24 protein-coding genes are annotated in these 26938 nt (G+C 40.2%); 6 read left to right on the forward strand and 18 right to left on the reverse strand.

Going from position 1 to position 26938, the window contains the following annotated elements; translation table 11 throughout:
• Nucleotides 1–50: 50 nt before the first annotated feature.
• Nucleotides 51–716 carry a WxL domain-containing protein gene (locus IGL32_RS12300; protein ID WP_156210183.1) on the reverse strand — a complete coding sequence of 222 codons (666 nt, stop codon included), beginning with the start codon at nucleotides 714–716 and terminating at the stop codon, nucleotides 51–53.
• 398 nt (nucleotides 717–1114) lie between these two features.
• Nucleotides 1115–1828, reverse strand: coding sequence for a trehalose operon repressor (treR, locus tag IGL32_RS12305; protein WP_002354877.1), 714 nt, complete (start codon nucleotides 1826–1828; stop codon nucleotides 1115–1117).
• A gap of 260 nt (nucleotides 1829–2088) precedes the next feature.
• Here treR and IGL32_RS12310 point away from each other — a divergent pair, with 260 nt between their 5' ends.
• The 3 genes from IGL32_RS12310 to IGL32_RS12320 all read left to right on the forward strand — a co-directional run bounded on the left by IGL32_RS12310 (nucleotide 2089) and on the right by IGL32_RS12320 (nucleotide 6552).
• Nucleotides 2089–4833, forward strand: a complete 2745-nt coding sequence (locus tag IGL32_RS12310; RefSeq protein WP_156210182.1) for a glycoside hydrolase family 65 protein — start codon at nucleotides 2089–2091, stop codon at nucleotides 4831–4833.
• A gap of 14 nt (nucleotides 4834–4847) precedes the next feature.
• Nucleotides 4848–5498 carry a beta-phosphoglucomutase gene (gene pgmB / locus IGL32_RS12315; RefSeq protein ID WP_002387394.1) on the forward strand — a complete coding sequence of 217 codons (651 nt, stop codon included), beginning with the start codon at nucleotides 4848–4850 and terminating at the stop codon, nucleotides 5496–5498.
• Between the two features lie 460 nt (nucleotides 5499–5958).
• Nucleotides 5959–6552: a PBECR4 domain-containing protein gene (locus IGL32_RS12320; RefSeq protein ID WP_002385181.1), complete on the forward strand. Its 594-nt coding sequence runs from the start codon at nucleotides 5959–5961 to the stop codon at nucleotides 6550–6552.
• Nucleotides 6553–6904: 352 nt separating this feature from the next.
• On the opposite strand, the gene IGL32_RS12325 is transcribed toward IGL32_RS12320, so the two are convergent.
• Nucleotides 6905–7030, reverse strand: a complete 126-nt coding sequence (locus tag IGL32_RS12325; RefSeq protein ID WP_002383214.1) for a hypothetical protein — start codon at nucleotides 7028–7030, stop codon at nucleotides 6905–6907.
• Between the two features lie 283 nt (nucleotides 7031–7313).
• Between IGL32_RS12325 and IGL32_RS12330 the strand changes: the two genes are divergently transcribed.
• A complete protein-coding gene (locus IGL32_RS12330; RefSeq protein ID WP_002385180.1) occupies nucleotides 7314–7847 on the forward strand; it encodes a CPBP family intramembrane glutamic endopeptidase in 534 nt (177 codons plus the stop codon).
• Nucleotides 7848–7898: 51 nt separating this feature from the next.
• On the opposite strand, the gene IGL32_RS12335 is transcribed toward IGL32_RS12330, so the two are convergent.
• The 10 genes from IGL32_RS12335 to IGL32_RS12380 form a co-directional block, all read right to left on the reverse strand.
• Complete coding sequence (locus tag IGL32_RS12335) at nucleotides 7899–8870, reverse strand: ribose-phosphate diphosphokinase (protein WP_002381060.1); 972 nt, start codon at nucleotides 8868–8870, stop codon at nucleotides 7899–7901.
• A gap of 174 nt (nucleotides 8871–9044) precedes the next feature.
• Nucleotides 9045–9482: a peptide-methionine (R)-S-oxide reductase MsrB gene (gene msrB, locus IGL32_RS12340; RefSeq protein ID WP_002354871.1), complete on the reverse strand. Its 438-nt coding sequence runs from the start codon at nucleotides 9480–9482 to the stop codon at nucleotides 9045–9047.
• 132 nt (nucleotides 9483–9614) lie between these two features.
• Nucleotides 9615–10169, reverse strand: coding sequence for a Maf family protein (locus tag IGL32_RS12345; RefSeq protein WP_002354869.1), 555 nt, complete (start codon nucleotides 10167–10169; stop codon nucleotides 9615–9617).
• A 24-nt stretch (nucleotides 10170–10193) separates the two neighbouring features.
• Nucleotides 10194–12326: a DNA mismatch repair endonuclease MutL gene (gene mutL, locus IGL32_RS12350; protein ID WP_002378991.1), complete on the reverse strand. Its 2133-nt coding sequence runs from the start codon at nucleotides 12324–12326 to the stop codon at nucleotides 10194–10196.
• Between the two features lie 31 nt (nucleotides 12327–12357).
• Nucleotides 12358–14934 carry a DNA mismatch repair protein MutS gene (gene mutS / locus IGL32_RS12355; protein WP_002378992.1) on the reverse strand — a complete coding sequence of 859 codons (2577 nt, stop codon included), beginning with the start codon at nucleotides 14932–14934 and terminating at the stop codon, nucleotides 12358–12360.
• The gene (locus tag IGL32_RS12360) at nucleotides 14935–15321 is read right to left on the reverse strand and encodes a RicAFT regulatory complex protein RicA family protein (protein WP_002359008.1); all 387 of its coding nucleotides are present in this window, start codon (nucleotides 15319–15321) and stop codon (nucleotides 14935–14937) included.
• Between the two features lie 73 nt (nucleotides 15322–15394).
• Entirely contained in the window at nucleotides 15395–16192 is a 798-nt protein-coding gene (locus IGL32_RS12365; protein WP_002354864.1) for a TIGR00282 family metallophosphoesterase, read from the reverse strand.
• Between the two features lie 159 nt (nucleotides 16193–16351).
• Nucleotides 16352–17908: a ribonuclease Y gene (gene rny / locus IGL32_RS12370; protein ID WP_002354863.1), complete on the reverse strand. Its 1557-nt coding sequence runs from the start codon at nucleotides 17906–17908 to the stop codon at nucleotides 16352–16354.
• A 396-nt stretch (nucleotides 17909–18304) separates the two neighbouring features.
• Nucleotides 18305–19351 carry a recombinase RecA gene (gene recA, locus IGL32_RS12375; protein WP_002354860.1) on the reverse strand — a complete coding sequence of 349 codons (1047 nt, stop codon included), beginning with the start codon at nucleotides 19349–19351 and terminating at the stop codon, nucleotides 18305–18307.
• Between the two features lie 113 nt (nucleotides 19352–19464).
• On the reverse strand, nucleotides 19465–20709 hold the full coding sequence (locus IGL32_RS12380; protein ID WP_002365395.1) for a competence/damage-inducible protein A: 1245 nt from the start codon (nucleotides 20707–20709) through the stop codon (nucleotides 19465–19467).
• A 190-nt stretch (nucleotides 20710–20899) separates the two neighbouring features.
• Here IGL32_RS12380 and IGL32_RS12385 point away from each other — a divergent pair, with 190 nt between their 5' ends.
• Entirely contained in the window at nucleotides 20900–22105 is a 1206-nt protein-coding gene (locus IGL32_RS12385) for a hypothetical protein (protein WP_002367468.1), read from the forward strand.
• A 78-nt stretch (nucleotides 22106–22183) separates the two neighbouring features.
• Here IGL32_RS12385 and IGL32_RS12390 read toward each other — a convergent pair whose 3' ends face one another.
• From IGL32_RS12390 to IGL32_RS12400, 3 genes are all read right to left on the reverse strand, one after another.
• A complete protein-coding gene (locus IGL32_RS12390) occupies nucleotides 22184–22813 on the reverse strand; it encodes an NAD(P)-dependent oxidoreductase (protein ID WP_002365397.1) in 630 nt (209 codons plus the stop codon).
• 58 nt (nucleotides 22814–22871) lie between these two features.
• Nucleotides 22872–23297 carry an Rrf2 family transcriptional regulator gene (locus tag IGL32_RS12395; RefSeq protein WP_002383201.1) on the reverse strand — a complete coding sequence of 142 codons (426 nt, stop codon included), beginning with the start codon at nucleotides 23295–23297 and terminating at the stop codon, nucleotides 22872–22874.
• 88 nt (nucleotides 23298–23385) lie between these two features.
• Nucleotides 23386–23769, reverse strand: a complete 384-nt coding sequence (locus IGL32_RS12400) for a YccF domain-containing protein (RefSeq protein WP_002358999.1) — start codon at nucleotides 23767–23769, stop codon at nucleotides 23386–23388.
• Nucleotides 23770–23932: 163 nt separating this feature from the next.
• On the opposite strand from IGL32_RS12400, the gene IGL32_RS12405 reads away from it, so the two are divergent.
• Nucleotides 23933–24724 carry a hypothetical protein gene (locus IGL32_RS12405; RefSeq protein ID WP_156210181.1) on the forward strand — a complete coding sequence of 264 codons (792 nt, stop codon included), beginning with the start codon at nucleotides 23933–23935 and terminating at the stop codon, nucleotides 24722–24724.
• Between the two features lie 52 nt (nucleotides 24725–24776).
• Here the strand turns inward: IGL32_RS12405 and IGL32_RS12410 are convergent, their stop codons facing one another.
• Together IGL32_RS12410 and IGL32_RS12415 are read right to left on the reverse strand one after the other, a co-directional pair.
• Nucleotides 24777–25913 carry an ArgE/DapE family deacylase gene (locus IGL32_RS12410; protein WP_002367472.1) on the reverse strand — a complete coding sequence of 379 codons (1137 nt, stop codon included), beginning with the start codon at nucleotides 25911–25913 and terminating at the stop codon, nucleotides 24777–24779.
• A 129-nt stretch (nucleotides 25914–26042) separates the two neighbouring features.
• Nucleotides 26043–26927, reverse strand: a complete 885-nt coding sequence (locus IGL32_RS12415) for an RsiV family protein (RefSeq protein ID WP_002367473.1) — start codon at nucleotides 26925–26927, stop codon at nucleotides 26043–26045.
• Nucleotides 26928–26938: the final 11 nt, after the last annotated feature.

The following is a 26938-nucleotide window of genomic DNA, read 5'->3' on the forward strand; positions in this document are numbered from 1 at the left end:
ATAGCCGTTATCCGCTGATGGTCCGTCCTCTGTTCTTTTGTTGCTTGTGCTTAGATTGATGGTCCTGCGACGAGGTTCCATGTGATGTTGCCTGTGTAGGCACCTGCTTTAATTTGTTGGTAAGGTGTAGTAACTTCAAGATTCATGGTACGAATACGCGAATACCATATGCCTTGTCCTTTTCCTGAACCTGCTGTCGCAATTGCAATAGCATCCCCACTTAACGGAATATTCGTTCCCAAAAAATCAGGTGTAGTTGGATCGGCTTCATAATTAGCTAAACTTTCAGCATCATTTAAAAAGACATAGCTTTGTTTTGTTTCATCAAATTTTGAATAATATCCGTTTTGGCTAAAATTAATGTTTCCAGCTAAAGCTTCACTCCCATTAGCCAAAGTTGCTGAAGCTGTGACATGCCAACCTTCTTTCGTTCCTCTTACATCTCCGATTGCATAACTAAGATATTGTTGTGTAGAGCTAATATTTTGTAGGCTATCGCTAATTTTTGTGGTATTAAATGTAACTGTTTTCGGTATGCTTAGTAAGTCAAAATTAGTATTAGGTACTGCAGGGTCCTCGCTATCTAACGTCCCGCCTTCAAATCCAACCGTTACTGGTGTATTCCCTGTCGTTACGGCCTGTGCCGAAAGGGGTGCTAAACTCGCTCCAACGACTGCGCTACCAACCAATAAACTTGCCATCATTTTCTTTTTCATATTATGTACATCTCCTTTAACTGTTCTGAATTTCCAGAGCGCGCGGTTCTTTTTTCTGCGCTTCCGAAGCTATAGCCTTATTATACAAGAATCTGCCCTCTTCGTAATTTTAAATATTTAACAGCCATTCGTAAAAATTGATGATTCCTTTAAAACCAAGCGTTTCTCTTGATTTCAAGCTTTAATTTCAGCACTTTTTGATATTCACAAATGTTATTTAATGATTTTTTCGTCAAATTCGTTTAAAAAACAAGGAGAAAACGTCAAAAAGTAAGAGTTAGACCTCTACTTTTTGACGTTTTCTCCTAAAATCTTATACATTTACCGGCGGTTCTTGCGAAAAAACCGTCAATTTTCATTTAATGACAGCCGTTTTTGTATTTGTTCGTTACTAAGACTTACAATTTACGGCGACGAGCGAATTCCACAAACTTAAATTTGTTTAAGCGGTGACGAGATTCCGTATAGCCAAAACAGCGGGTATCTTCCAAGTTCATGATACTACGGACCACGACGACATGATTGCCTTCGACTTCACCAATCAGTTGCTTGTCCATCTCTGTGAGCGGTTCCACGGTAATCTCTTTCTGGGCATAACTAATCGCCAAGCCAAGGTCGTTTTCCAGATAATCGAAAATCGAATCTTCGGCACGGTGCTTCGGCAGTTCAGGGACAATCTCTTTAATCAAGTAATCAATATCTAAAATATCGACTTCCCCTTCAATCTCCCGTTGCCGAACTAAGCGCCACACAGGGGCCCCTTCCGTCCAGCCAGTCAACTGAGCCAAGTTGCGCTCCACAGGAATTTCTTCTAAGGAAACCACATGGGTATGACTTTCAATATGTTGCGTTTGTTGTAACTCCTTGTAACTGGTCACCCCTGAAATAGGAAAATTAAACTTTTTAAAGTTGAGCACAATCGAGCCTTTGCCTTGTTTTTTCTGAATGTAGCCAGCGTTAATCAGTAAATTCAAGGCTTTCCGAATTGTTTCACGGGAAACATTGTAAGTTTCCACTAATTGATTTTCACTAGGTAATAAATCGCCTGGCTGATAGTCGCCTTGGACAATTTGTTGTTCTAATTCTAAAAATATGTCATGAAACTTGTTCATGCCGATCCTCCTCTACCAACAATTTCTTTTCTAAAAGCATAGCATATTCCCTCCGAAAAACCTAGAGCTGGTCTGAAAAATCCCCCGCACTTTCTGCCCTGCTTACGCCACTGACTCCCCCAGCCAAACCACTGCTTGACCGCCTTTTTTCGGACCCAGCGCAGTCTGTTACAGCCCCCTTCTGGAAAACTTTTCCCAAGAATCTAGGGAAAATCCTTGTAATTCTGATTCGTTCATACTATACTGTAGTCAAACACAACATGTCTATACAAGTTTGCAAGGAGGCGCCAAACATGACCATTTTAGAATTAACATTCGCAACGAACCAACTAACGACGACTTTTTTTAACCATAAATTGGAACCGCTTCACCAAAAAACATTCCCTTTTGAAGCCTTGACTATCGAAGAAACGGTTCCTGAACTGTGCCAATTGATTTTGGCAGAGGCGGCACCGATTCTGGGGGGGATTGTGGCTGATTTCCCAGCGGACTTCTTTTCGCCAGAGGAAACGTTGGCGCTGGTTCCGCAAGCGGTGATTCAAGCATTCGCGGAACAGTTGAACACGCCACTTTTAACGGCAGCCGAACAAGCGGCGGCACCGAATCTGCTGGCAGCATTTGAAGAAAAACGGCAGTATCTGGCTTGGCATTTGGACTATTATGGCTACGTGCCTGGGAAAAATGAATATGCGGTGGAGTCCCTGTTAACTGTCGGCAATGGCTTTTTAGGCTTGCGCGGCACGACACCTGAGATGACGATTTCTGATGATCATTATCCAGCGACCTACATTGCGGGACTTTATAATACAGCGGCTTCGGAAGTTGCGGGTCAAGTAGTGGAAAATGAAGATTTCGTCAATGCTCCTGATAACCAACACATCGCTTTAAAAATTGGCGATGCCACTGACTGGTTAACGATTTCCCCAGACACGCTACAACAATTACATCGTCAATTGAACTTGAAAACGGGGTTGTTTGTCGCAGAAATGATTTTGAAAGATGCGGACAATCAGCAAATTAAATTAACGACGAAAAAAATCGCCAATATGGCGCAGCCGAATGACTATCATCTGCAATATACGTTTGAGCCGTTAAACTTTTCGGCCCCGATTACTTTGAAAACCGTCACGGATGGCAGTGTCTACAACTATAACGTGGCGCGGTATCGTAACTTAACAGCGAAACATTTTCAGGTGACAGCATTAAGTGCGCAGGAAAACAAAACCGTGATGGAGGTTTGTACCAATCAATCCAACTTAAGCGTCCGAGAAACGGCCTTGATAACCGGTGATTTTTTTGAAAAAGAGGCCATTATGATTCAAGAAGAAGCGGAAAAAATCGCCCAAGTGGTGACCGTGATGGCGCACCAAGGAACGCGCTATACGCTAGAAAAACAAGTCTTTGTGCAAGCCAGCCACGCCGAACAAAGTTGGCAGGTACCGTTTACGCCGAAGGACTCTTTTGCGGCCGCCGCTCAGGAAAGCGCCCGCGCTTGGCAAACCCTTTGGCAACAAGCCAACATTACCGTGACAGGCGATTTGATGTCTCAAAAACTTTTACGGATTCACAGTTATCACTTGCTGGCTTCGGCTTCGCCTTTTAGTAACCAAGCGCAAGCATTGGACGTCTCGATTACCGCCCGAGGCTTGCATGGTGAAGCGTATCGTGGACATATTTTCTGGGATGAAATTTTTATTTTACCTTTTTATATTCAACATTATCCTGACACAGCGAAACAATTGTTGCTGTATCGCTACCATCGATTAGAGAAGGCGAAGGAAAATGCGGCGGCCAGCCAGTATCGTGGTGCAATGTATCCGTGGCAATCAGGACGTGACGGGCGTGAAACCACGCAAAAACTTCACTTAAATCCGTTGAATGGACATTGGGGCGAAGATCATAGTATTCTGCAACGGCATGTGTCCCTAGCGATTGCTTACAATGCTTGGTTGTATTGGCATAGTACACAGGATCATGAATTTATGAAACAATATGGCGGCGAAATGTTGTTAGAAATCGCTCAATTTTGGAACAGCGCTGCGACGTTAGATGACGCAACAGGACGGTTCTTTATTGATAAAGTGATGGGACCTGATGAGTTTCACGAGGGCTATCCAGACCAAGCGGAAAGCGGCTTGAAAAACAACGCCTATACGAATTTGATGGTGGTTTGGCTATTCGAAGAATTAACCAACATTTTGGCACTTTTCTCTGAGGAAGAACAGGCACAACTTTTTGCCAAAACGCAGACCTCTTCGGCTGATCTAGCCCGCATGCAGCAAATTCAAAATTCACTGGAAATTGAAGTTAATTCTGACGGTATTATTGCGCAATATGAAGGGTATTTCGGCTTAAAAGAGATTGACTGGACAGCGATGAAAGAGAAATACGGCAATATTTACCGCATGGATCGAATTTTAAAAGCCGAAGGAGAATCTCCCGATGATTACAAAGTGGCGAAACAAGCCGACACGTTAATGTTGTTCTACAACTTAGACAAAACTCGGGTGGATCAAATTTTAGAAGATTTAGGGTATCAATTGCCTGCGGATTATTTGGAAAAAAATCTTTTGTATTATCTAAAACGGACGTCTCATGGTTCGACTTTGTCACGAATTGTTCATGCCCAATTGGCAGAAATGGCGCAATTCCATGAGCTATCTTGGCAACTTTATCAAGAAGCGTTGTATTCCGATTATCGTGACATTCAAGGTGGCACGACCGCTGAAGGGATTCATACAGGGGTCATGGCTGCGACGATCCACGTTACTTTAGCGACGTATGCAGGCGTTGACACGCGCCAGAACGAGTTATCAATTTGTCCAAACTTACCTGAACATTGGCAAGCGCTGGCCTTCCAGTTTATTCATCAAGGCGTGACGTATCAATTTTCATTAACACAAACCAGTGTCACGATTACAGCAGATAGAGACACACAATTATTGGTTCAGGGCGCGTTGATTCCGTTAACCGCCGAACGACCAAAAGAAGTACATTATCAATAAAGGAGCGAACCACAATGACGATTGGATTTATTTTTGATTTGGATGGTGTCATTACTGACACCGCCAAATTTCATTATCAAGCTTGGAAAGCGTTGGCCGATTCGCTAGGTATCCCCATTGACGAAACCTTCAACGAAACATTAAAAGGCATTAGTCGGATGGATTCCTTGGACCGTATTTTAGTCCATGGCCACCGCGAAAATGCGTTTACTCCAGCAGAAAAAGAAGCCTTAGCTCAGCAAAAAAATGACCACTACGTTCAATTATTAGAACAATTAACAACAGAAGATGTTTTACCTGGTGTCGTGCCATTGCTACAGCAAGCCCAAGCACGTCACATTCCCTGCGCCGTGGCTTCGGCTTCAAAAAACGCGCCCCTGATTTTGGAAAAATTAGGCGTGCGCGCGTACTTCGCCACAATTGTCGATCCCGACTCGTTAAGTAAAGGCAAACCTGATCCTGAAATCTTTTTAGCCGCCGCTGACAGTATTGGCGTGCTACCGCAAAACGCCATTGGCTTTGAAGATGCACAATCAGGCATTGACGGCTTGAAAGCCGCGGGCATCTATGCCGTCGGCTTGTCGGCCAGCCAACCCTTAATCGGAGCCGACATGCAAGTTTCTGAAATGACTGAACTAAGCGTTGATGCACTGCTCAATCGCTAAAGAATGACAAGAACCTTTAGCAGCAGGCACCTCTTTTCATCTACATTGTATCTATGCTAGAATGTAGATGAAAAGAGAGAGATGCGTCAACATACCTCTCTAGTGTAGAGCCGTTTGAGACGGTGACCAATTTAGTTATAAAAAATAACCGTACCGGTCAAAGTAGACGGTTATTTTTTATTGTCATTACACTCCATTATTGGATTAAAAAGGATTGAGTTGAACGTGGTTCTGTGGTAGACTTTTATTAGAAACAAGTAGATGTTTCTTGATGATCAGGCATCATAATAACTCAATACTGAAATCGGAAGTAATAGCCGATAGTTGGCGAGCAACAGAAAAACTCGATATAGAATTGGACGTAGAGCCAATAGTTGGTGAGCAACAGAAAAACCTGAATTATATTTGAAGTTTAAAGAAGGCAAGCTAAGCTTGGCTTCTTTATTTATAGGAGAAACTAATGATTGAGAAAAAAGATTTTGACACAATTAGAAAGGCGTTCTTAATTTATGACACCAACTTCAATAATCATATGTTCACTTATACATATCAACATCGGAAAACAAAGAAATTGTTAGAAATGAACGTTCAATTTGAAGCTGGGAATTTTATGCATTTATGCGGAGTTGACTATTATCAAATAGATAAACAAGGGAGCTGTAAATTTCGTTTTAAGGCTACTCAATTTTACAGAGCTTTAAAAAATAATAAAGTTTCACTGCGCGGGATTAAACCTAAAGATGATGGAACCACAGGCCAAAAATTACAAGTAATTCCTCTATTAGAAATGCTTATTTCTCCAGGTGTACGAATATGCGATGGAGGAAAATTTTATAATTTACAGTATGAAAAAGCAATTCGTTCAGGCAAAATGATTGTGGCGTTAACATGTAAAGAGAATAACAAAAAGTACGTTCCACAATCTTTATTATCGTTAATAAATCAGCCACGAAAGAGCCAATCGAAATCTTTAACTGAATCCCATGAAGTAATTAAGATAAGTAAGTCTGAGCTGAATAGCACCTCAGTAATTGAAGTTTACGATAAATTTTAACAAAAAAGCGGGCTAAACAGACTATAGGCAAAGAGAAAAAGCCCAGAGGTTTTTCTCCTCTTTAACAGCTTTTAGGATTTCACGGATTAACGCTAAATTTATTCGTACTTTTCGGGAAAATGCGCTATAATGAAAATGAAAAGAGAGATATGCTTCAACATACCTCTCTGATGTAGAGCCGTTTAAGACGGTGACTTTTTGAATTATTTAAAAATAACCGTACTCGGTCAAAGTTGACGGTTATTTTTTATTGTCATTTTTAACAGCTTTTTAGTTTCCAAGGACCAATACTTTACTATTAGCAACGAAGTTCACGGTCCTTTGTGCTTGTCTCCACGTTCATTTCTTTTGCTTATTGTTTAAATCCTACTAACGGAAAAATGAAATCAACGAATTTTATCCCCGCATAAAAACATAGGGCAAACATCAAAATCTTAATTAAGATTTTGACAATTGGTCGTTCAGTTATCTTTTTCATTTGTATACTCCTTTCCAATATTTTTAAAGCTCCAACCTTTTTAATCTTTTTGACATCTATATTTTATCTAATTATAATAAAACTCACAATAGAGGAAGCATCATTTTTTCATTTCCTTTTTATTCCTTGATTAGTAGTTCAATTTGTAAACATATCATTCTGACAAAATAGAAAAGGAGGTTGTTATAGTATCGAAACAAAATTATCTACAAAGAAAAAAACACTTCTTTATCTCCTGTTCACTTTTTTGACAGCCCTACCCAGCATAGAAGCATTAACCGGAATGAGCTTAATAGCTATAAAAAATAACGAAAAAGCCTTGATTATCTTTGATAGTGTACTATCTTTAATTATTATTATCGTGCTGTCAGTTTTCTATAAAAAAATAGTAAAGAAAAAAAAGCAAGCTATCTTTAAAAGTCTATTACTAGCTATTGGCATGTTCTTATTTTCTATTATTCTAAATTTACTTTTCTCACGCATTCCTACTCCAGAAAATCAACATTATATTAATGAAGTCCGAAATGTAGCACCTGTTTTAATGGCCCTTCATACTAGACTCTTTTCACCTATAATAGAAGAACTCCTGACTCGTGGCATTTTTATGAACTTATTTTTTATAAAAAACACCTCTCGAAGTGTCTTATGTAAAATATTTTTTTCTGGTCTTTTTTTTGGTCTTAGCCATGGACTATTACCATCAATTTCCATGCTTTTTTATTGTGGAATGGGCTGGGTTTTAGCCTCTACCTATTATTTCTGTAATAACAATCTCACGTATCCTCTTGCTATTCATTTGCTATTAAATAATTTATAATACACAAAAAACCCGCCCACATCAGAAAAATGATGTGGGCGGGTTTTATAATTATTTATTTTTTGTTTCAAATAACGGACTAACTGGTTTGTTTTCGTGGATACGTTTAATCGCATCTCCGATTAATTCACCAACGCTGACTTCGTCAATTTTAGCAATTTTACGATCATCAGATAGGTAAATAGAGTCTGTTACAACTAAGCGTTCAATTGCTGAATCTTCAATACGTTGTAAGGCTGGTCCTGATAAAACGGGATGTGTACAAGAAGCGTAAACGTCTTTTGCTCCGGCTTCTTTCAATGCGTTTGCAGCAAGAGAAATTGTCCCCGCTGTGTCAATCATGTCATCAATTAAGACACATGTTTTGCCTTCCACATGACCAATGATATTCATTACTTCTGCTACGTTCGCTTTTGGACGACGTTTGTCAATGATCGCAATTGGTGCTTTTAAGAATTCTGCCAATTTACGCGCACGCGTTACACCACCATGGTCAGGGGAAACAACAACGACGTCATCGCCTTGAATGCCGTGTTCGATGAAGTAATCGGCAATTAATGGTGCACCCATCAAATGATCCACTGGAATATCAAAGAATCCTTGAATTTGGACCGCATGTAAGTCCAATGTCAACATTCTTGTTGCACCAGCTTTTTCAATCATGTTTGCAACAAGTTTAGCAGTGATTGGTTCCCGGGCACGTGCTTTACGGTCTTGACGTGCATACCCATAATAAGGCATAACCACGTTAATTGTTTTAGCACTCGCACGTTTTAACGCATCAATCATGATTAATAGTTCCATTAAGTTATCGTTAACAGGGCTACTTGTTGATTGAATGACGTAAACATGTGCACCACGAATACTTTCTTCAATATTCACTTGAATTTCGCCATCACTAAATTGTGTTACAGAGCACTTTCCTAGCTCCACACCCACAGCATCCGCAATTTTTTCTGCTAAGGGACGATTAGAGTTCAAAGAAAAGATTTTCAATCTTGGATCAAAATAATGTTTCGACATTAGAACCTCCACTTTCTATTTCAGCCAATTCGTTAAAACTGAACAATACTTTCCTTCTAAAATAATAGTAGTCCTAGCCAAATAAATCAAGAGATTTTCTGTATTTCATACAAGATATTCATCAAAAGTCGCTTTCTTCTAACTATTTTATCGTATTTGTCTAAAAAATGAGGATTATTTGAATAAAGAAAGGTACTCGCCATAGCCTTCTTTTTCTAAATCTGCCACTGGCACAAATCTCAAAGCTGCCGCATTAATGCAATAACGTAAGCCACCTTCTTGGAGTGGGCCATCAGTGAAAACATGCCCTAAATGTGAATCCGCTTCTTGACTGCGAACTTCTACTCGGTGCATGCCGTGACTAAAATCAGCTTTTTCTTTGACGCCACGTTTTTCAATTGGTTTGGTAAAGGATGGCCAGCCGCAACCAGCATCGTATTTGTCCAGGGAGCTAAACAACGGTTCGCCACTAACAATGTCTACATAGATTCCGTCTTGGTAAAAGTCATCATATTCTCCTGAAAAAGGGCGTTCTGTTGCGTTTTCTTGTGTGACGGCATATTGAAGATCCGTCAAGGTTTGTTTTAATTCTTCTTCTGTTGGTTTTGTCATTCTGTCCACTCCTTTTCTTCTGTTCAATTTATTGGGTTCAATGATACCACGTTTGCCAAACAGGCACCTAATAGTTTGCATAGTAAAAGACAGTCCTTTCTCTTTTTGACGAATGAAAAGGACTGTCTTTTATTAGTTGAATTCTTTTAGCAGTCGAGCTACTTTGGCAATTGGTAAGCCCATAATGGCGTAATAATCGCCAGCGATTGCTTCAATTAGTAATGCTCCTTGTCCTTGGATACCATAAGCGCCTGCTTTGTCGGCATATTCTGCGGTGTCTAAGTAAGCATGGATTTCCGTGTCTGTCAGTGGATAAAACGTCACGGTTGAATGAACTGTCGCGGAGCGCTCTTTTTCCCCTTGTTTCAACGTCACACTTGTATACACGTCATGTGTTTTGCCACTTAGGAGGCGCAACATGCGATAACCGTCTTCCCGAGAAGTGGGTTTGCCGAGGATCTCTCCCGCCAATGCCACAATTGTATCGCAGCCAATGACTAGTGCTTCGGGGGATTGCTCTGCTATAGCCGCTGCTTTTTGGGCAGCCATTTGCGCCACATATTCTGCTGGTAAGCCGTCTTTGCCAACAGTTTCATCGATGTCGGCTGGTGCAATCGTAAAAGTTGGAACCACACGCTTTAATAACTCCTGACGGCGAGGAGATTGGGATGCTAAAATAATTTGCATAAATTGATGACGCCTCGTTTCTTTTTAATGGGGGTCTTGAATGCGTTTAAACATTCGTTCCATATCTGAATTCGTAAAATGAATCAGCACCGGACGTCCATGCGGACAATTAAACGGATTTTCGCACAAGGCTAAATCTTTTAATAGCACGCGTGCTTGTTGCTCATTGAGGTAATGATTGGCTTTGATGGATCGCTTACAGCTCATCATAATGGCAGTTGCTTCACGGAATTTTTTCACGCTGACCGAGCCAGTTGTTAGCAACATGTCAATCATCTCGCGAACAATGCTTTCCTCTTCGCCTGCAGGATACCAAGTTGGGTGCGCCCGCACAATGAAACTATTTTGTCCAAAGTCTTCCAAATGGATGCCAACTTCCGCAAGGGTTTCTTTCTGCTCTTTAATTTTCAAGGCATCGCTATTTGGATAATCAATAACGATTGGTACCAATAGTTCTTGTAAATCATCACTGACTTCGCCAATTTTTTCACGGAAGTACTCGTATTTAATTCGTTCTTGGGCAGCGTGTTGGTCGATAATAAACAGGCCATCTTTGCTTTGTGCGAATAAATAAGTTCCGTGCATTTGACCGAAGTATTCTAGCTCAGGAAAACGCTCTGTCGGTCGTTCTTCTTCCAACTTGTTCAGGGCTTGTTTCAGTTCTCTTTGACTCGCAGCGCTATTGGCATCGAATTCTGGGTGAAGTTTCATTTCTTCTTGGAAAACCTCGTCAGCAGCCTCTGATGAACGCAGAGAAGGTTCTGAATCAGGCACTTCAGTTATTTTCGTTTCTTCGGCTATTACCTGTTGCTCATTACTAGCTGTTTCCCAATGATTTGCGGAATCAGCAGCTGCCGAAGAGGTTTCGTAAGCTGACGTTTCTTCCGCTACACTCGTTGATTCTGGCACTGGCGGCGCAAATGGATCGTCCATTGGGTCCACTGCTCTTTCTGTCTGGTTGACAGCTTCAGGGGCGCTTGAGGCTGGTGTTTCGTCTGTCGCATGTTCCGCATAGAAGCGGCCTGTTGCGGGATTATAGCTTAAGCTGCCCGGTCGTTGTTTTACCGCAGGTTGTTCAGTCGATAAAGGAATTTCCATTTGTTCGGCTTTAGGTTCTGGCGGTAGTTTCTTTTTAAAACGCAAATTGTCTGCCGCATTGGGAATCAACTGTTCTTGGCTCAACACTTCTTGAATCGCCTGTTCAATTAATGCCATTAAATCTTTTTCTTTACTTAAACGAACTTCTTGCTTAGTAGGATGGACATTGACATCGACTAACAGCGGATCCATTTCAATTTCTAACACAGCAATTGGAAAACGCCCCACCATTAGTTTCGAACCATAGCCGGCTACAATTGCTTTATTTAACGCGAAATTTTTAATATAGCGACCATTGATAATCGTTGATAAATAGTTGCGGCTGGCCCGTGTGACTTCTGGCAATGAGACATACCCTGTCAAAGTAAAATCAAGGTCTTTTCCTTCAATTTTCAACATTTTCTTTGCGGTGCTAATGCCATAAATCCCCGCAATCGTTTGTTTTAAATCACCATTGCCTGTTGTACTCATCATTTTGTGGCCATCATGAACTAAGCGAAAAGCAACTTTAGGGTGGCTTAACGCCAGACGATTGACAATGTCACCGATATTGGCCAATTCCGTTTGGATCGTTTTGACGTATTTCAAACGAGCGGGCGTATTATAAAATAAATTAGAAACGGTCATTTTTGTGCCTTTACGGAGGGCTGCTGGTCGGTTTTCTTCGACCTTGCCCCCTTTTAGAATCACATAGCTGCCTTCTTCTTCCTCAGCTGTGGCAGTTTCGACAATCATTTCAGAAACTGAGGCAATACTTGGTAAGGCTTCGCCTCGGAACCCCAAGCTGCGAATTCGGAACAAATCATCTCTTGTATGAATTTTGCTTGTGGCATGGCGCTTGAAGGCATTCAGTACATCTTCTTTGGCAATTCCTTCACCATTATCAATAATTTGAATGGTTTTTAAGCCAGCTTCTTCAATAAAAATATCAATTTGAGTGCTTCCTGCATCCAGTGCATTTTCCACCAATTCTTTGACGACAGAAGCGGGACGTTCAACAACTTCACCAGCAGCAATCTGGTTGGCTAGTTGTTCGGATAGTTCTTGAATTTTCCCCATTTCACGACCTCCTAACCGGTTCGGTTCCTAATTAGATACGTTTTTGCAATTGATGAAGCATGTTTAACGCATCTAGTGGTGTCATTTCTAATAGATTCATTTTCTTCAATGTGTCAATGACACTTAATTCTTCTGTTGAAACTTCTTTAAATAATGAAAGTTGCTCGGTTTCTTCATGTACTTCTGAAACTTCTTCATGATGAACTGAAATTGGAATCGTTGTTTCTTCCGCTTCTAAAGCGGATAAAATGGTGGCTGCTCGTTCTAAAAGCGGGCTTGGTAAACCAGCGATTTTAGCAACATGTATCCCATAGCTCTTATCAGCAGGTCCTTCCATCATTTTATGAAGAAAGACCACTTCGCCATCTTTTTCGACAGCGCCCACGTGAATATTCTTCAAGCCTTTTAAGGTTTCATCTAGAACAGTTAGTTCATGATAATGTGTAGAGAATAGCGTTTTGGCTTGTACTTCACGATGGATATATTCAATGATGGCTTGCGCTAGCGCCATTCCATCATAGGTTGCCGTGCCGCGTCCTAATTCATCAAATAAAATTAGGCTGTTAGGCGTGGCGTGCCGCAGTGCTTGGTTGGCTTCCATCATTTCTACCATAAAGGTACTTTGCCCTGCAATTAGATCATCAGAGGCCCCAATCCGTGTAAAAATTTGATCGAAAATTGGCATTTCAGCACTTTCCGCTGGTACAAAACAGCCAATTTGCGCCATGACCACCGTCAAAGCCAATTGACGCATGTAGGTACTTTTCCCTGACATGTTTGGTCCAGTAATCAAGAGAATATCTGTTTCTGGGTTCATGCGGATACTGTTTGGAATGTATTCTTGATGCCCTAAAACTTTTTCCACGACTGGGTGTCGTCCTTCGACAATCGCCAAATTTTTCGTGTTACTTCTTAACGTTGGTCGAACGTATTGATACCGTTCACTAATTGTTGCAAAAGATTGTAAAACATCAACCGCACTAATGGTTTTAGCCAGTGTTTGCAACCGATCAATGTTCGTTTTCACTTGTTCTCTCACGGCCAAGAACAATTGATATTCTAGTTCAACTGATTTTTCTTCGGCTTCTAAGATTAAACGTTCTAATTCTTTTAGCTCTGGCGTAATAAAGCGCTCCGCATTAGCTAATGTTTGCTTACGCTCGTATTTTCCTTCTTCTAAATTCGCTAAATTTGACTTAGTGATTTCAATGAAATAACCAAAGACCCGATTGTAGCCAATCTTCAAGTTTTTAATCCCTGTTTCTTGGCGTTCTTTCGCTTCTAACTCCGCTAACCATTGCTTACCATTGCGCATGGCATCACGGTATTCATCTAATTGGTCGTTATAGCCGTCTTTAATAACCTTTCCTTCAGTAATTTGTAAAGGGGCTTCTTCATTAATCGCCGTCGCAATCAATGCCACTAAATCTTCAACAGGGTTTAAGTCGACTAACAAATCATCCCATTCCCCTTGATTGATCCCGACAATTAACTGTCGAATCGTTGGTACTTGTTCTAAAGAGGTCCGTAATTGAATTAAATCACGCCCATTCACACTGCCGAATGCCACGCGTCCTGCTAACCGCTCTAAATCATAAACGTTCGTCAATGCTGCTTGCAAATCCAAGCGTTCAAAATAGGCATTTAATAAGGATTGCACCATTTCTTGACGCGCCTTAATTTGACGTTCCTGAATCAGCGGACGATCCAACCATTGTTTTAATAAACGGCCGCCCATAGCTGTTTTCGTTTCATCTAATAGCCACAATAGAGTCCCTTTTTTCTGTCCTGTTCGAATCGACTGACTCAATTCTAAATTGAATTTAGAATAATGATCCATTTTCAAGAAATGATCTGGCTGATATTCCACAGCTTTCTGAATATGGGACAAGCTCCGCTTTTGGGTAACGGATAAATAAGATAATAATTTGCCTGTAATTTCAATTTCTAATGGATTAATCAGTTCATTGGTTAAAAAACTAAACTCGGCATTTTCTTCCACCGTTTCTTGTGTCGAAAAGATGATATTTAAACGTAAACTTAAGTTCTCTTTTAACGATTCAGGGATCCCTGAACCTAGGACCATTTCTTTTGTTTGCAACGCAGAAGCTTCGTTCAAAACGCCCTCTTCATCAGCCAAGACTGCTGTTTTTAATTCGCCTGTACTCAAATCTACATAGGCAAAACCGAACTGATTACCATCTGTTAGCACAGCGGTTAAGTAATTATTGTCTTTGGCTTCCAAGCCTTTACTATTCATCACCGTTCCTGGCGTTACCAACTGGACCACTTCTCGTTTGACCATGCCCTTGGTAGTCTTTGGATCTTCCACTTGCTCACAAATCGCTACTTTATAGCCTTGCTCAATCAACGTATCAATATAGCCTTGCGCGGCATGATAAGGAACGCCACACATAGGAATCGGATCATCCGCATTGCGGTTACGACTGGTTAACGTCAATTCTAAGATTTGCGCTGCATTGATAGCATCTTCATAAAATAATTCATAAAAATCACCTAAGCGATAAAATAAAAACGCATCCTTGTATTGGGCCTTAATGGATAAATATTGTTCCATCATGGGTGTATTTTTTGTCTTTTGTGGCATTTAATTCCCTTCCTTCTCTAGCTCTTCGTTCACGCGGTATTGAATGAGCGCCGTGACATGTTGGACTAAGTCATTGGCTTCGATCAGTTGTTCGCGGTAGGCTACAACGAGTGGGTGCTCATCAAATTCTTTTGTTTTCGCATCGGCTCGTTGAATGGCTTCTTTTTCAGCAGTTGGTTTGCCATAGTGAGCAAATTGAACCGCATCTTTTTGCGCAGCTTTAATTTCTTCCACTAATTCTGTCAGCTTTTTGTTTTTCTTTACCTTTTCTTCAATCGCTTGGTAGCGCTGAATGACTTCATCTTGTCCAATTAAATGTAACAATTTTTCTAATTCTTTATTACTTTGTGCATCTAAATTCAACGGCTCCATTTTTTTCACCTTCATCTTTCACCGGCACTTTTTCTATAAGAGCAGAAAAAGTTAACCTCTTAATTATCCGAGATTAACTTTTCTTCTATTATTCTTGAAACGGGCGATCTTCGCTAATCTGAATCGGCTCAATCATTTTCGCTTGGCCCGTTTGGTCATCAATCTCTAAAATACAGGCAGATAAAATTGTCCGCCCTGTTTCGACTACCTCAAAGCGCTTCGGCAATGCTGTCATAAACTTCTCAATAATCGGTTCACGCTTCATTCCTAAAATCCCATCATAAGGACCGGTCATACCGACATCACTTAAGAAGGCTGTCCCTTTCGGTAAAATCCGAGCGTCATTTGTTTGAACATGCGTATGTGTTCCAACAACGGCTGAAACTTGGCCATCTAAAAACCAGCTCATGGCTTGTTTTTCACTCGTCGTTTCGCCATGAAAATCCACAAAAATGAGCGGTGTCCGTTTGCGAGCGATAGCTACTAACTCGGCGGCTTTCTTGAAAGGATCTTCCAATGGCACCATAAATGTGCGGGCCTGTAAATTAATCACCGCTAGTTCCAATTGATTGACTTTCACAAAAACCATTCCTTGACCAGGCACATCTTCTGGAAAGTTCGCTGGACGAACCATTTTCTTCGCATCATCAATGAATTCAAAGATATCCTTGTTGTCCCACGTATGGTTACCCATCGTAACAACATCGACACCATCTTGCAAAAATTTCTTATAAATCTTGCCAGTAATTCCCCGACCAGATGCCGCATTTTCACCATTGGCAATGGTCACTTGTGGACGATATTTTTTCTTTAATTTAGGGACATACGTTGCTAAGGCTTCTCTTCCTAAAGAACCGACAACATCTCCTATAAATAATATACGCAAAAAGGTTCCTCTTCTCTTTTTAACATCTCTTGTTTATTATAGTTGTTTTCGCTTTGAAAAGAAAGTTTTGGTTTTAAAAGATTAAAAAAAGTGTCTCAACGAACAATCCTTGCAATTGTTCGTTGAGACACTACACGCGATACTTATTCGCTTTTTATTTTATTTCGCATAGTCTACGGCACGTGTTTCACGGATAACCGTTACTTTGATATGTCCTGGATAATCCAAGTCATCTTCAATTTTCTTCCGAATGTCTCGAACTAAACGAACAGATTCTAAATCAGAAATTTCTTCTGGTTTCACCATGACACGAACTTCACGTCCTGCTTGAACAGCAAAACTTGAATCAACGCCTTCAAAACTATTAGAAATATTTTCTAAGTTTTCTAAGCGGCGAATGTAGTTTTCTAACGATTCACTACGTGCACCTGGACGGGCTGCAGATAACGCATCTGCGGCTGCCACTAAAACAGAAATAACTGAGGTTGCTTCCACATCACCATGATGCGAGGCAATGGCATTAATAACTACTGAATTTTCTTTATATTTCGCAGCTAATTCTGCGCCAATCTCAACGTGAGAACCTTCAATTTCATGATCCAATGCTTTCCCAATATCATGTAGTAAACCTGCACGTTTGGCTAATTGAACATCTTCGCCTAATTCGGCGGCTAAAACGCCAGCTAGTTTTGCTACTTCGATTGAATGGTTCAAGACATTTTGACCATAACTTGTTCTGAAACGTAAACGGCCTAAAATTTTAATTAAATCAGGATGTAACGTATGAGCACCTACTTCAAAGGCTGCTTGTTCTCCGTATTCACGAATCCGTTCATCCATTTCTTTACGTGATTTTTCTACCATTTCTTCGATACGAGCGGGATGAATCCGACCATCTTGGATTAATTTTTCCAAGGTCATTCGAGCGATTTCTCGTCTGATTGGATCAAATCCGGATAACACAACCGCTTCTGGCGTATCATCAATGATTAAGTCAATCCCTGTTAATGTTTCCAATGTACGAATATTACGTCCTTCACGACCAATAATGCGACCTTTCATCTCATCATTTGGTAAAGTGACCACGGAAACAGTTGTTTCAGAAACAGAATCGGCGGCGCAACGTTGAATTGCTAGGGAAAGCAAGTTCTTCGCTTTGCGATCAGATTCTTCTTTGGCACGTTGTTCTGACTCCTTGACCATCAAGGTTAGTTCATGATTCAACTCTTCTTCTGTTGACTTCATAATAATCGATTTTGCTTCTTCTTTTGAAAGGGAAGCAATTCGTTCTAATTCTTGATGTTGCTGATTAATTAAGTTTTCTACTTCTTTTTCTCGCTCATCAATTAATTGCTGTCTAGCACCAAGTTTCTCTTCTTTTTCTTCCAGTGAGCCTTCACGTTTTTCAAGAGAGTCATCTTTACGATCCAACGTTTGTTCCCGTTGAATTAAACGATTTTCTTGAGATTTAAGTTCTAATCTGCTTTCTTTCAACTCACTTTCAATTTCTGAACGATACTTCTGGTTCTCTTCCTTAGCTTCTAGCAATGCTTCTTTTTTCAGTGTTTCTGATTCTTTCCGAGCGTTCTCGAGAATACTCGACGCTGAAATTTTTGCACCATTTATTGCTTTATCGTGACGTGACTTTGCAATAACAAATCCTAAACCAAGACCGACAATCAAACCGACGATAGCGAGGAGAATATTTAAAACCATATTTCCACCTCCATACTATCTTTTTGTTAATTCATATCTTGTAGTTTTTTGATAAACTAAAATCAATTATCAATATGCCTACTTGCATATTTGTGCATACACACAATTTTATTCTAATGTTTGTCGTGAAAGGTGTCAACTTAAAAAAGCCCTTTCTTTTGGAAAGGGCAGCAAATATTAGACAACGTCACATTTTTAGGTTTCCGCCGTCACGAATTGTTTAAATTTTAGAACAAACGCCGCATAGTCTGCTGTTTGACTAAGCTGCTTGATGTGGATGGGTTCGGACATGGACAACAGTCTATTTAACAATTTAGTTCTAAACAAAAAAAGACAACACCTGTCCTGTTCAGTAAGTGTTGTCTTTCTTCTTAACGAGTCGTATTCACTCGTTATCTATTCATCTAAGGGTAATTCTTCTTGACCTTCTGCTTCTTCTGTAATGGTTGAACCGTCACCGATGCCGTATGCATCACGGACCAATTTAGACACTTCTGCCATCATTTCAGGATGATCCGCCATGTATTGTTTGGCATTTTCACGGCCTTGGCCAATTCGTTCTTCTTTGTAGCCATACCAAGCACCACTTTTACTGATAAGGTCTTTTTCCACAGCCATATCTAGTAATTCGCCTTCTTGGGAAATACCTTGGCCATACATGATATCAACTTCTGCCACTTTAAATGGTGGCGCCACTTTGTTTTTAACGACTTTAATTTTTGTGCGGTTACCGACGATGTCTGTTCCTTGTTTTAACTGTTCTGCACGACGGACTTCTAGACGAACCGTTGCGTAGAATTTCAATGCACGTCCACCAGGAGTTGTTTCAGGATTTCCGAACATCACGCCAACTTTTTCACGAATTTGGTTAATGAAAATAGCAATTGTTTTTGTCTTATTAATTGAGCCTGATAATTTACGTAGTGCTTGAGACATTAGTCGAGCTTGTAAGCCGACATGGCTCGCTCCCATCTCACCATCAATCTCTGCACGAGGAACTAACGCAGCAACCGAGTCGATGACAACGATGTCAATCGCACCACTTGAAACTAAGGCATCGGCAATCTCTAAGCCTTGCTCGCCCGTATCTGGTTGAGATAAAAGTAATTCATCGATGTTAACGCCTAGTTTCTCCGCATATTGAGGATCCAATGCATGCTCAGCATCGATAAAAGCGGCTGTTCCACCATTTCGTTGCACTTCTGCAATTGCGTGTAAAGAAACAGTTGTTTTACCTGAACTCTCAGGACCATATACTTCAATAATTCGGCCACGTGGATACCCACCTACGCCCAATGCAACATCTAACGCTAAAGAACCACTAGGGATAGTTGAAATTTTTTGATCAGCTTTTTCGCCTAATTTCATAATAGAACCTTTCCCAAAGTTCTTTTCAATTTTTTTCAGTGCGGCATCTAAAGCCACTTTACGATCATCTGCCAATGGATAATCCTCCTTTAATTTATATAAACTTATTTTTCATTTCCTGTTAGTAGGTCTATCATATCTCTTTTGTACCAAAAAAGCAAGAAAAAACCGAACAAACATTCGCATATTTATTTTTTATTAATGATTCGGCGCCGCAAAAGATCTAATCCTCGCATAACCGCACTCTGTCTAATATAATTTCGGTCACGGTTAAAATGGAAACATTCTGCAACGGTTGGTTGGCCTTCTTCCGCCAGCCCAATCCAAACAGTGCCTGTCGGTTGACCTTCGAGTGGGTCACCAGCGACCCCAGTAAATGATAAACCATAGTTAGATTTAGCTAACTGACGCGCTTTCTCTGCCATTTCTTTGGCACACGCTTCACTTACCGTGCCATGTTCTTCTAAAAGTTCATGAGAAATTCCTAAAAAGTTCTCTTTTGTTTCTTGCGAATACGTCACGAAGCCTCCCTTAAAAATCTTCGAAGCACCCGCAATTTCCCCCAGTGTACTTTGGAATAGGCCAGCGGTGAGGCTCTCAGCAGCCGTAACGGTTTGTCCGTTTTGTAATAACAAATCCACTGTTACCTTGGCTAAACTATTGTCATCCCCATACCCATAAAAATAGTCTCCCACTTTAGCTAAAACCTTTTCTTCCGTCGCTGTTAATAATTCTTCGCCAGCTACTAAGTCTTTTGTTTTAACTGTTAAACGAAGTGTCACTTCATTAGGCTTAGCATAAGGCGCAATGGTTGGATTCGTTTGGTGCGCAATCAACGATTGAATCTCGGTCACCAGCTGGGATTCACCAATGCCATAAAAACGCAAGACTCTCGAAATCAATTGTTCTTCTTGTGGAAACGCATCAATCAATAAAGGTCGTGCCGCTTGTTGGAACATCGGAATTAATTCATTGGGTGGTCCTGGTAAGAGCAAATAGCTTGTTGTGCCTTCTGTTACAAAAGAACCAACCGCTAATCCTGTCGGGTTTTGAAGAACTTGTCCACCTTCGATGGCTAACACTTGTCGTAGATTATTTTCCGTCATTGGCCGCTTAGACTGTTGGAAAAACTGGTGCAAGCGGTTCAATCCTTCTTGATCTTCTACTAATGATTTATGGAGATGTTGTGCGACAACTTGCTTGGTTAAATCGTCTTCTGTAGGTCCTAGCCCTCCACAAAGGACAATTAAATCACTTCTTTGTTCTGCTTCTGTTAGTAGCGTTTCTAAGCGGCCGCCGTTATCACCAACAACGGTCTGATAGTAAACATCGATGCCTAGCGCAGCTAACTCTTCTGATAAAAAGGTGGCGTTGGTATTCACTACTTGTCCCAGTAATAACTCTGTTCCGACTGCAATGATCTCTGCTTTCATTGATTTCCCCTTCTCTAATAACATACGTAGTTAAACTCACTTTCCATTTTAGCACAACAAAATTTTTACAAAAGAATTTGAGCTCAGGAAATAATTTTTTTATCAGGAAATTTATTAATTATTACGAAAAAAATGTTCATTTTCTCACAATACATTGTATAATAACGTTATATCGAAAGGAGAGAAATGAATGAGTGTAGTATTAGTACTTTTGGGTCTATTAGGGTTACTTGTCAGCGGGGGACTGACTATCAAAGCATTAATTAAGAAACAACCGAAAAAACAATATGGCTATGCCGCGTTAGCAAGTGCCGCTCTATTTATTGGTGGGGTTGCCACGACAGATTCTTCCCCGACACTTTCACTTGATGCAGAGAGTGTTGAAACCGATGCCAATGGCTCAGCCACCATCAAAGGCGAATACGACGGCAACAGCAAACTAACGGCCAATGGCAAGGAAGTAAAAACGAAAGACAAAACGTTTGCTTACAAAGTAAAACTGTCCGATGAAAAAACGCAAAAAATCACTTTTGTTGCTGAGAAGAAAGATACCAAAGTTGAAAAATCAGTCGAAGTCACACCGTCAAAAGAATTTATTGCGAGCATCACAGATTCTGAGCAAGAATTGGCCAAAACAGAAAAAGCCTTAGCTTACGCTGAAAAACAACCTTCTCAGAAAAACTATGATGAAGCCGCAACCTTAGTATCTTCATTAAGTCAAGAATACGAGGAATACAATGATCGCCTTGAAAAAATCAAAGAAGCAGTACCTGTTGATGAAGCAGTTACAACTGCTGAAAAATCTAAAAGTAAAAGCGATTATCAAGCAGCTGAAAAATTAGTAGCTGCTGCCCCAGTTGGCAAAGAAGGATTTCAACAACGATTAACGACTGTTCAAACCGCTATCGCTGAAAAAGAAAAAAATGAACAATTAGTCGCCAGTGCAACTGCCGCTGTTGAAAAAGCTGAACAAGAACCAACCAATGAAGCTTACTATAATGAAGCGGTCAAACAAATTGACGCTTTAAACTCCCCAAATCAAGCTTTAACAAAACGGGTAGCCGTTGTTAAAACTCAATTAGATGCCCACAAAGAAAAACAACGAAAAGAAGCAGAAGCTCAGAAACTAGCCGCTGAAAAAGCGCAAAAAGAACAAGCCGAAGCGGCAGCAAAAGCGCAAGCTGAAGCAGAGGCGCAACAAGCCGCACAGGCGCCGGCGGAAGTCGAGACGGCTGCTGCGGAAGCACCAAGCGGTAACGCCTTAATTAAAGGGTCACGTAATGGAATTTATCATGTACCTGGAAGTAGATATTATAATAGAACTACGAATCCAGTAGCTTGGTTCTCTACTGTTGAAGAAGCAGAAGCAGCAGGATACCGAGCACCCAAACAGTAAATACATTAGCAATAATTAATCAAACAAGAAAATGGGGCCTCCGTTGTTTTAACGGAGGCCCCATTTTTCTTGTTTCTTTTATTGATACACACTAATTCGTTGATTTGGGTGTGCATTACTTTCCACTTCATCTAACATGGCAACGGCGTAGTCTGCGTAACTAATGTAGCTGTCACCTTGACTATTGGTTGTTAATTCTTCGCCAGCGACTTCATAATGGCCTGTCGCAGGACCATCAGCATCAAACATGGCTGCAGGACTAATATAGGTCCAGTGGATGTTTTGAGCTTCTTTCAATAAGTTTAAAGCTTCGCCCATCGCCGAAGCTAATGGCTGAATTTCTGCTGGGAATGATGGTGTATCTTTTAATTGAGTTGTGTGTTCTGGGTCCACATACAAGGTTCCAGCGCCCCCAACGACAAACAAGCGCGTTTTTTGATTGGTTAAAATCTCAATCAAATGCTGGGTAGATTTTGGGAAATCTTGCACATCAGGGAATCCTAAGGCACTAATTAATACATCAAACGCTTGAATATCTTCTGTTGTTAATTGATAAACATCTTTTTCAATGGTCGGTGTGCCATCTGTTATTTTTGAGGCATTACGAACGATGGCTGTCACGTCCATCCCGCGACGTTTAGCTTCTGCTAAAAGTAATTGTCCTTCTTTTCCTGTTGCTCCTAATACTGCTACTTTCATGTAAATCATCCTTTCATTTTTAAATAGAACTAAAATAGTTACATTTAATACTTTAAAAGTAGAGAGATTACTTATCTCTCTTAACTTCTATTTCATGAATCACATCTGCTAAGGTGATACTTTTCAATTCTTCTTCCATTTTTTGTTGCACTTTAGTAAATTCAGTTTCTAGTACCGATTGGATATTTGCCCCAACGGAACAGTTTGGATTAGGATTTTGATGAATATTGAAAATCTCTCGTTCCAATTCAACCGCTGTATAAATTTCATACAGTGAGATCTCTTCTGGTTTCTTTAATAAGGTATTTTTATTGGCTCCACGCATGGAATGAATCAAGCCGGCTTTTTTTAACTGGCTCATTAGTCGTCGAACAACGACTGGATTCGTATTCACGCTCGAAGCAATGTATTCAGAAGTCACTTGTTCTTGAGGACCTGTTTCAATCAAACTTAAAATATGAATCGCAACACTTAATTTCGTTGACATGGCCATGTCTAATCACTCCAAACTAAATGTAACGTTATTTATTACATTTACAGAATACGCTGTTTCGTTTTATTTGTCAATGAGAAACCTCTGACTATTCAAAATAAAAATCATTTGTTGAAACAACACGGGCCCCAAACGGCATTAACGCTAATTTCGCCAATTTAAAGGATTGTTGCCCAAACGGAATACCGATGATTGTCAGACAAAGCAACAAGCCACTAATACAATGCCCAATTGCTAATGGTAGTCCACTGATAATCAGCCAAATAATGTTTACCACCAAAGATACGCCGCTATCACTATACACGACTCGCTTTTTAAACGGCCAAAAGCTCAATCCCGCTAATTTGAAACATTGTAAACCAATCGGAATACCAATGATTGTAATGCACCAAATCACGCCTGCGAATAGCCACGATAAGCCACCAAAAAAGCCGCCAAAGATGAACCATAAAATATTGCCAAGTGTTTTCATTCTTGTTCCTCTACTTTCCTCATTAAAAATTATGCATGTGAGTAAGTATACCATGAAAGCTTCTTTTTGTTTCAAACAATATTGTAAGGTTGCTGACTCGTTAAAAGACGAAGACGGTGTTTCATGATACAATGAAGAAACTAACGATAAAGGAGTAGACTTCATGGACTTACATTTAACCGTTGATTTAAAAAAAACAAAGACACTCATTGATTTAGCCGATCAGGCCCACTTAATCATTGAACAAACAACTAAATTACCGAAAAAAGAGGCAGCGATTCTTTTCTTGCTAAGAGATAACCAACTAGTTGCTTTAGGACTTGCTGAAGAAAAAGCTACATATAAAGAAGTTTCTTTTGATCACTCGATTTTATTGAAACCGAATTGGGACACAGAACTTGCCTATTTAGCGCAAGCTTTCCTAGATGATGCGAAAGAAAGTGGTTTAACATTGGAAGCAACCCCAACGACAGTCAAAATTCCGAAAAGTGCGGTAGCGACAGTGACTAACTATAAAGAAACAGTCACCTTTATCTTGGAACGTTTTGGCTACTCTCTGTTTAAAAAACCGGCGCCGAAGAAAGCCAGACCAGCCAAAGCACGCCACAAATGGACAAAAGAAGTTAGCCAAATTCCTTTTTATATTGATACTCGACAAAGCAAAGCAACTGTTTTTTGGCAAAAGCGCAATGAAATGCTTATTAAAGCTGGCGCGACAATGATGCCAGAAGCCCCTTTAAATAAAGACGGGTCTGTCGGTTTCTCCGCTAGATTTGGTGAAAAACTTCGTGATGAACGCAAGGGCCAATTTAAAGACTTTGTCACAACGGAAGATATCATCTTAAAAAGCGTTAATGAAGTCGGCTTGTTTCTCTATTTTGCTGGAACAAACAGCTGGTTAGAGCTAGTTGATGAGAACGGCAAAACCTTAAATGAATGGACTGTGGTGGAATAAACCTTATAAAAAATGTCGCACCTGATTTTTATGATTCAGGCGCGACACTTTTTTAATTTAAATAACTTTTTGCTATCGCTTGATACTTATCAATCATATCTAAATAATTATCAATTTCGACATATTCGTCGACTTGGTGTGCAGTAGTGGTCACACCTGGTCCAAAGACAACGCAATCAAATGTATTGTCTGATTTAGTAAATTCAGCTAAGTCTGTGGTCCCAGCGCTTGTCACTAATGGTAATGGTTGATCAAATTGGGCTTGAATGGCTTGAATTAACGCAGAATCTTTCTCAGCTTTTACAGGAATTTTATTGTAATCAATCGTTAATTCTAACTGATGTTTTTCTTTTTTGTTCAATTCATCGACAATTTTTTGTAATAATGCAATGACTTGGTCGTTGCTGAATTCTGGAATTGAACGGATATTCCCTTGCAAGGCTGCTTGACCTGGAATACTGTTCACTTGTGTGCCACCTTTAATGACGGTTACATTGTGAATCGTTCGACCTAATTCAGGATTTTCATAGTTTGCTGTGACTTCCGCCATTTGTTGGTTTGCTTCTGTAATAAATTCGTTCAAATTATTAATCGCGTTAATGCCTTCTTCTGGCATCGAACTGTGGGCTTCTTTTCCGTGTGACACAACAGAATAGTTAATTGAACCCATGTGCGCATACATCAAGTTATAATTGGTTGGTTCTCCAATGACTAAGGCACTTAAATCATCCGCATAGCCTTTTTCAGTTAATTGGCCAGCACCTAGCTCACCGACTTCTTCACCAACTGTACCTAAAAATTTAACCGCTCCATTTAATGGAACTTCCTTTTCTTTTAATTCAATCATTGCTAAAACCATTGCGACTAAGCCGCTTTTCATGTCCGTTGCGCCACGGCCATACAATTTATTTCCTTCAATATGGGCCGCAAATGGCGGGAAAGTCCATTGACTTTCGTCCCCTTCAGAAACCACGTCCATGTGGCCACTAAACCCTAAGACTTTTTCTCGGTTTTCACCTAAATAAGCAACCAAACTACTACGATTTGGTGCATAAGAAACAAGTTCAGAAGGGATCTCATATTTTTTCAAAAGATTTTGTAAATAGATTGCCACTTCTTCTTCGTTTCCATTTACAGATTTAATTTTAACCACATCTTGTAAAATACTAATTTTTTCTGATTTTTCCATTGCCATTCGCCCTTTCTTGTTATGCTTAATTCTAGTGTACGCTTCTCTCAGTAAAACCGCAACTGACTTGGTTAGGTCAGCAAAAAACACGCGACAGTTTTAAGAAATGTCGCGTGTTTTTTACTGAGTTTATTTTAAATAATTAGGCGCTGCCAATTCATTCTCAATGACTTGATTAGGGATCACAAATTCAGGGGTGCCCATATAGTAAGGCGCAATCTCTCCTTGAGGAAACACAATCACTAATTGGTGTTTTTCATTGATATAGAAAGGTTGGTCCTTTTTAATTTTTTTGAAGGGTTGAACATCACTGGGGGCATCCTCTTTTTCGGACCAGTATATTTTATTGCTATCGTTCTTCATTTGGTCTGCTATTTGTTGTTTAATTTCACTACTAATGACATCAATGTAAAAATCATTTTTAAAAATTAAGGGGAGTGAAACGACAACATTGGCTCGTTTGTCGATGGTGTCATATTTCGTTGTCGTCGCAGAGCTGCCTTTAATTTCTGTGAAGGTTCGTTTGACCACTAGGAAGCGACGGTCGTCCACAACTTTTTCATAATCTCCAGTGACTGAAACACGAGAACCATCAAACAATTGCCCTTTGACTTGTTGAAATTCTGTTTGGGCTTCTTTCAAGTATTTTTTGTTGAGCGTGTCGGCTACTGAAGATTCTTGGGATGTTTGGATTTTAGGGACATCGATGTTTACTTCACTTTCCTGTTTTTTCGCTGTCAACGTTTTGATGGTGACTAATTGAACAATTTTATCTAACACAGGAATGTTGCGGGCTGCTTCACTAAAACCTGGAAACAAATTGACTGATAAGACAAAGCCACAAGCCACTACTAGACTACTTTGCAGTGAGCGGTTTCTAAAACGAAGCCAGGTGTACCGCTTTTTCTCTTTATGAAAACGCGCTTTGATTTCCGCTTGTAGATTCGTTGGCAACGGTTGTTGGCGGTATTCTTTTGAAAAGTTTTTAACAACACTTTTTACAAAATCTTCCATTATTTTTTCGC

This window comes from Enterococcus sp. AZ035 (genome assembly GCF_050548325.1).
GTDB classification, from domain to species: Bacteria; Bacillota; Bacilli; order Lactobacillales; family Enterococcaceae; genus Enterococcus; species Enterococcus faecalis.

Bases quoted from the DNA above. Each gene is read 5' to 3' on its own strand.
- mutL (WP_002378991.1), bottom strand. From the start codon at position 12,326: ATGGGGAAAATTCAAGAACTATCCGAACAACTAGCCAACCAGATTGCT.
- pgmB (WP_002387394.1), top strand. From the start codon at position 4,848: ATGACGATTGGATTTATTTTTGATTTGGATGGTGTCATTACTGACACC.
- IGL32_RS12415 (WP_002367473.1), bottom strand. From the start codon at position 26,927: ATGGAAGATTTTGTAAAAAGTGTTGTTAAAAACTTTTCAAAAGAATAC.
- IGL32_RS12335 (WP_002381060.1), bottom strand. From the start codon at position 8,870: ATGTCGAAACATTATTTTGATCCAAGATTGAAAATCTTTTCTTTGAAC.
- IGL32_RS12320 (WP_002385181.1), top strand. From the start codon at position 5,959: ATGATTGAGAAAAAAGATTTTGACACAATTAGAAAGGCGTTCTTAATT.
- IGL32_RS12310 (WP_156210182.1), top strand. From the start codon at position 2,089: ATGTCTATACAAGTTTGCAAGGAGGCGCCAAACATGACCATTTTAGAA.
- IGL32_RS12380 (WP_002365395.1), bottom strand. From the start codon at position 20,709: ATGAAAGCAGAGATCATTGCAGTCGGAACAGAGTTATTACTGGGACAA.
- IGL32_RS12325 (WP_002383214.1), bottom strand. From the start codon at position 7,030: ATGAAAAAGATAACTGAACGACCAATTGTCAAAATCTTAATTAAGATT.
- IGL32_RS12300 (WP_156210183.1), bottom strand. From the start codon at position 716: ATGAAAAAGAAAATGATGGCAAGTTTATTGGTTGGTAGCGCAGTCGTT.
- msrB (WP_002354871.1), bottom strand. From the start codon at position 9,482: ATGACAAAACCAACAGAAGAAGAATTAAAACAAACCTTGACGGATCTT.
- IGL32_RS12410 (WP_002367472.1), bottom strand. From the start codon at position 25,913: ATGGAAAAATCAGAAAAAATTAGTATTTTACAAGATGTGGTTAAAATT.
- IGL32_RS12385 (WP_002367468.1), top strand. From the start codon at position 20,900: ATGAGTGTAGTATTAGTACTTTTGGGTCTATTAGGGTTACTTGTCAGC.
- IGL32_RS12405 (WP_156210181.1), top strand. From the start codon at position 23,933: ATGGACTTACATTTAACCGTTGATTTAAAAAAAACAAAGACACTCATT.
- rny (WP_002354863.1), bottom strand. From the start codon at position 17,908: ATGGTTTTAAATATTCTCCTCGCTATCGTCGGTTTGATTGTCGGTCTT.
- mutS (WP_002378992.1), bottom strand. From the start codon at position 14,934: ATGCCACAAAAGACAAAAAATACACCCATGATGGAACAATATTTATCC.
- IGL32_RS12330 (WP_002385180.1), top strand. From the start codon at position 7,314: ATGAGCTTAATAGCTATAAAAAATAACGAAAAAGCCTTGATTATCTTT.
- treR (WP_002354877.1), bottom strand. From the start codon at position 1,828: ATGAACAAGTTTCATGACATATTTTTAGAATTAGAACAACAAATTGTC.
- IGL32_RS12390 (WP_002365397.1), bottom strand. From the start codon at position 22,813: ATGATTTACATGAAAGTAGCAGTATTAGGAGCAACAGGAAAAGAAGGA.
- IGL32_RS12360 (WP_002359008.1), bottom strand. From the start codon at position 15,321: ATGAAGGTGAAAAAAATGGAGCCGTTGAATTTAGATGCACAAAGTAAT.
- IGL32_RS12345 (WP_002354869.1), bottom strand. From the start codon at position 10,169: ATGCAAATTATTTTAGCATCCCAATCTCCTCGCCGTCAGGAGTTATTA.
- IGL32_RS12400 (WP_002358999.1), bottom strand. From the start codon at position 23,769: ATGAAAACACTTGGCAATATTTTATGGTTCATCTTTGGCGGCTTTTTT.
- IGL32_RS12395 (WP_002383201.1), bottom strand. From the start codon at position 23,297: ATGGCCATGTCAACGAAATTAAGTGTTGCGATTCATATTTTAAGTTTG.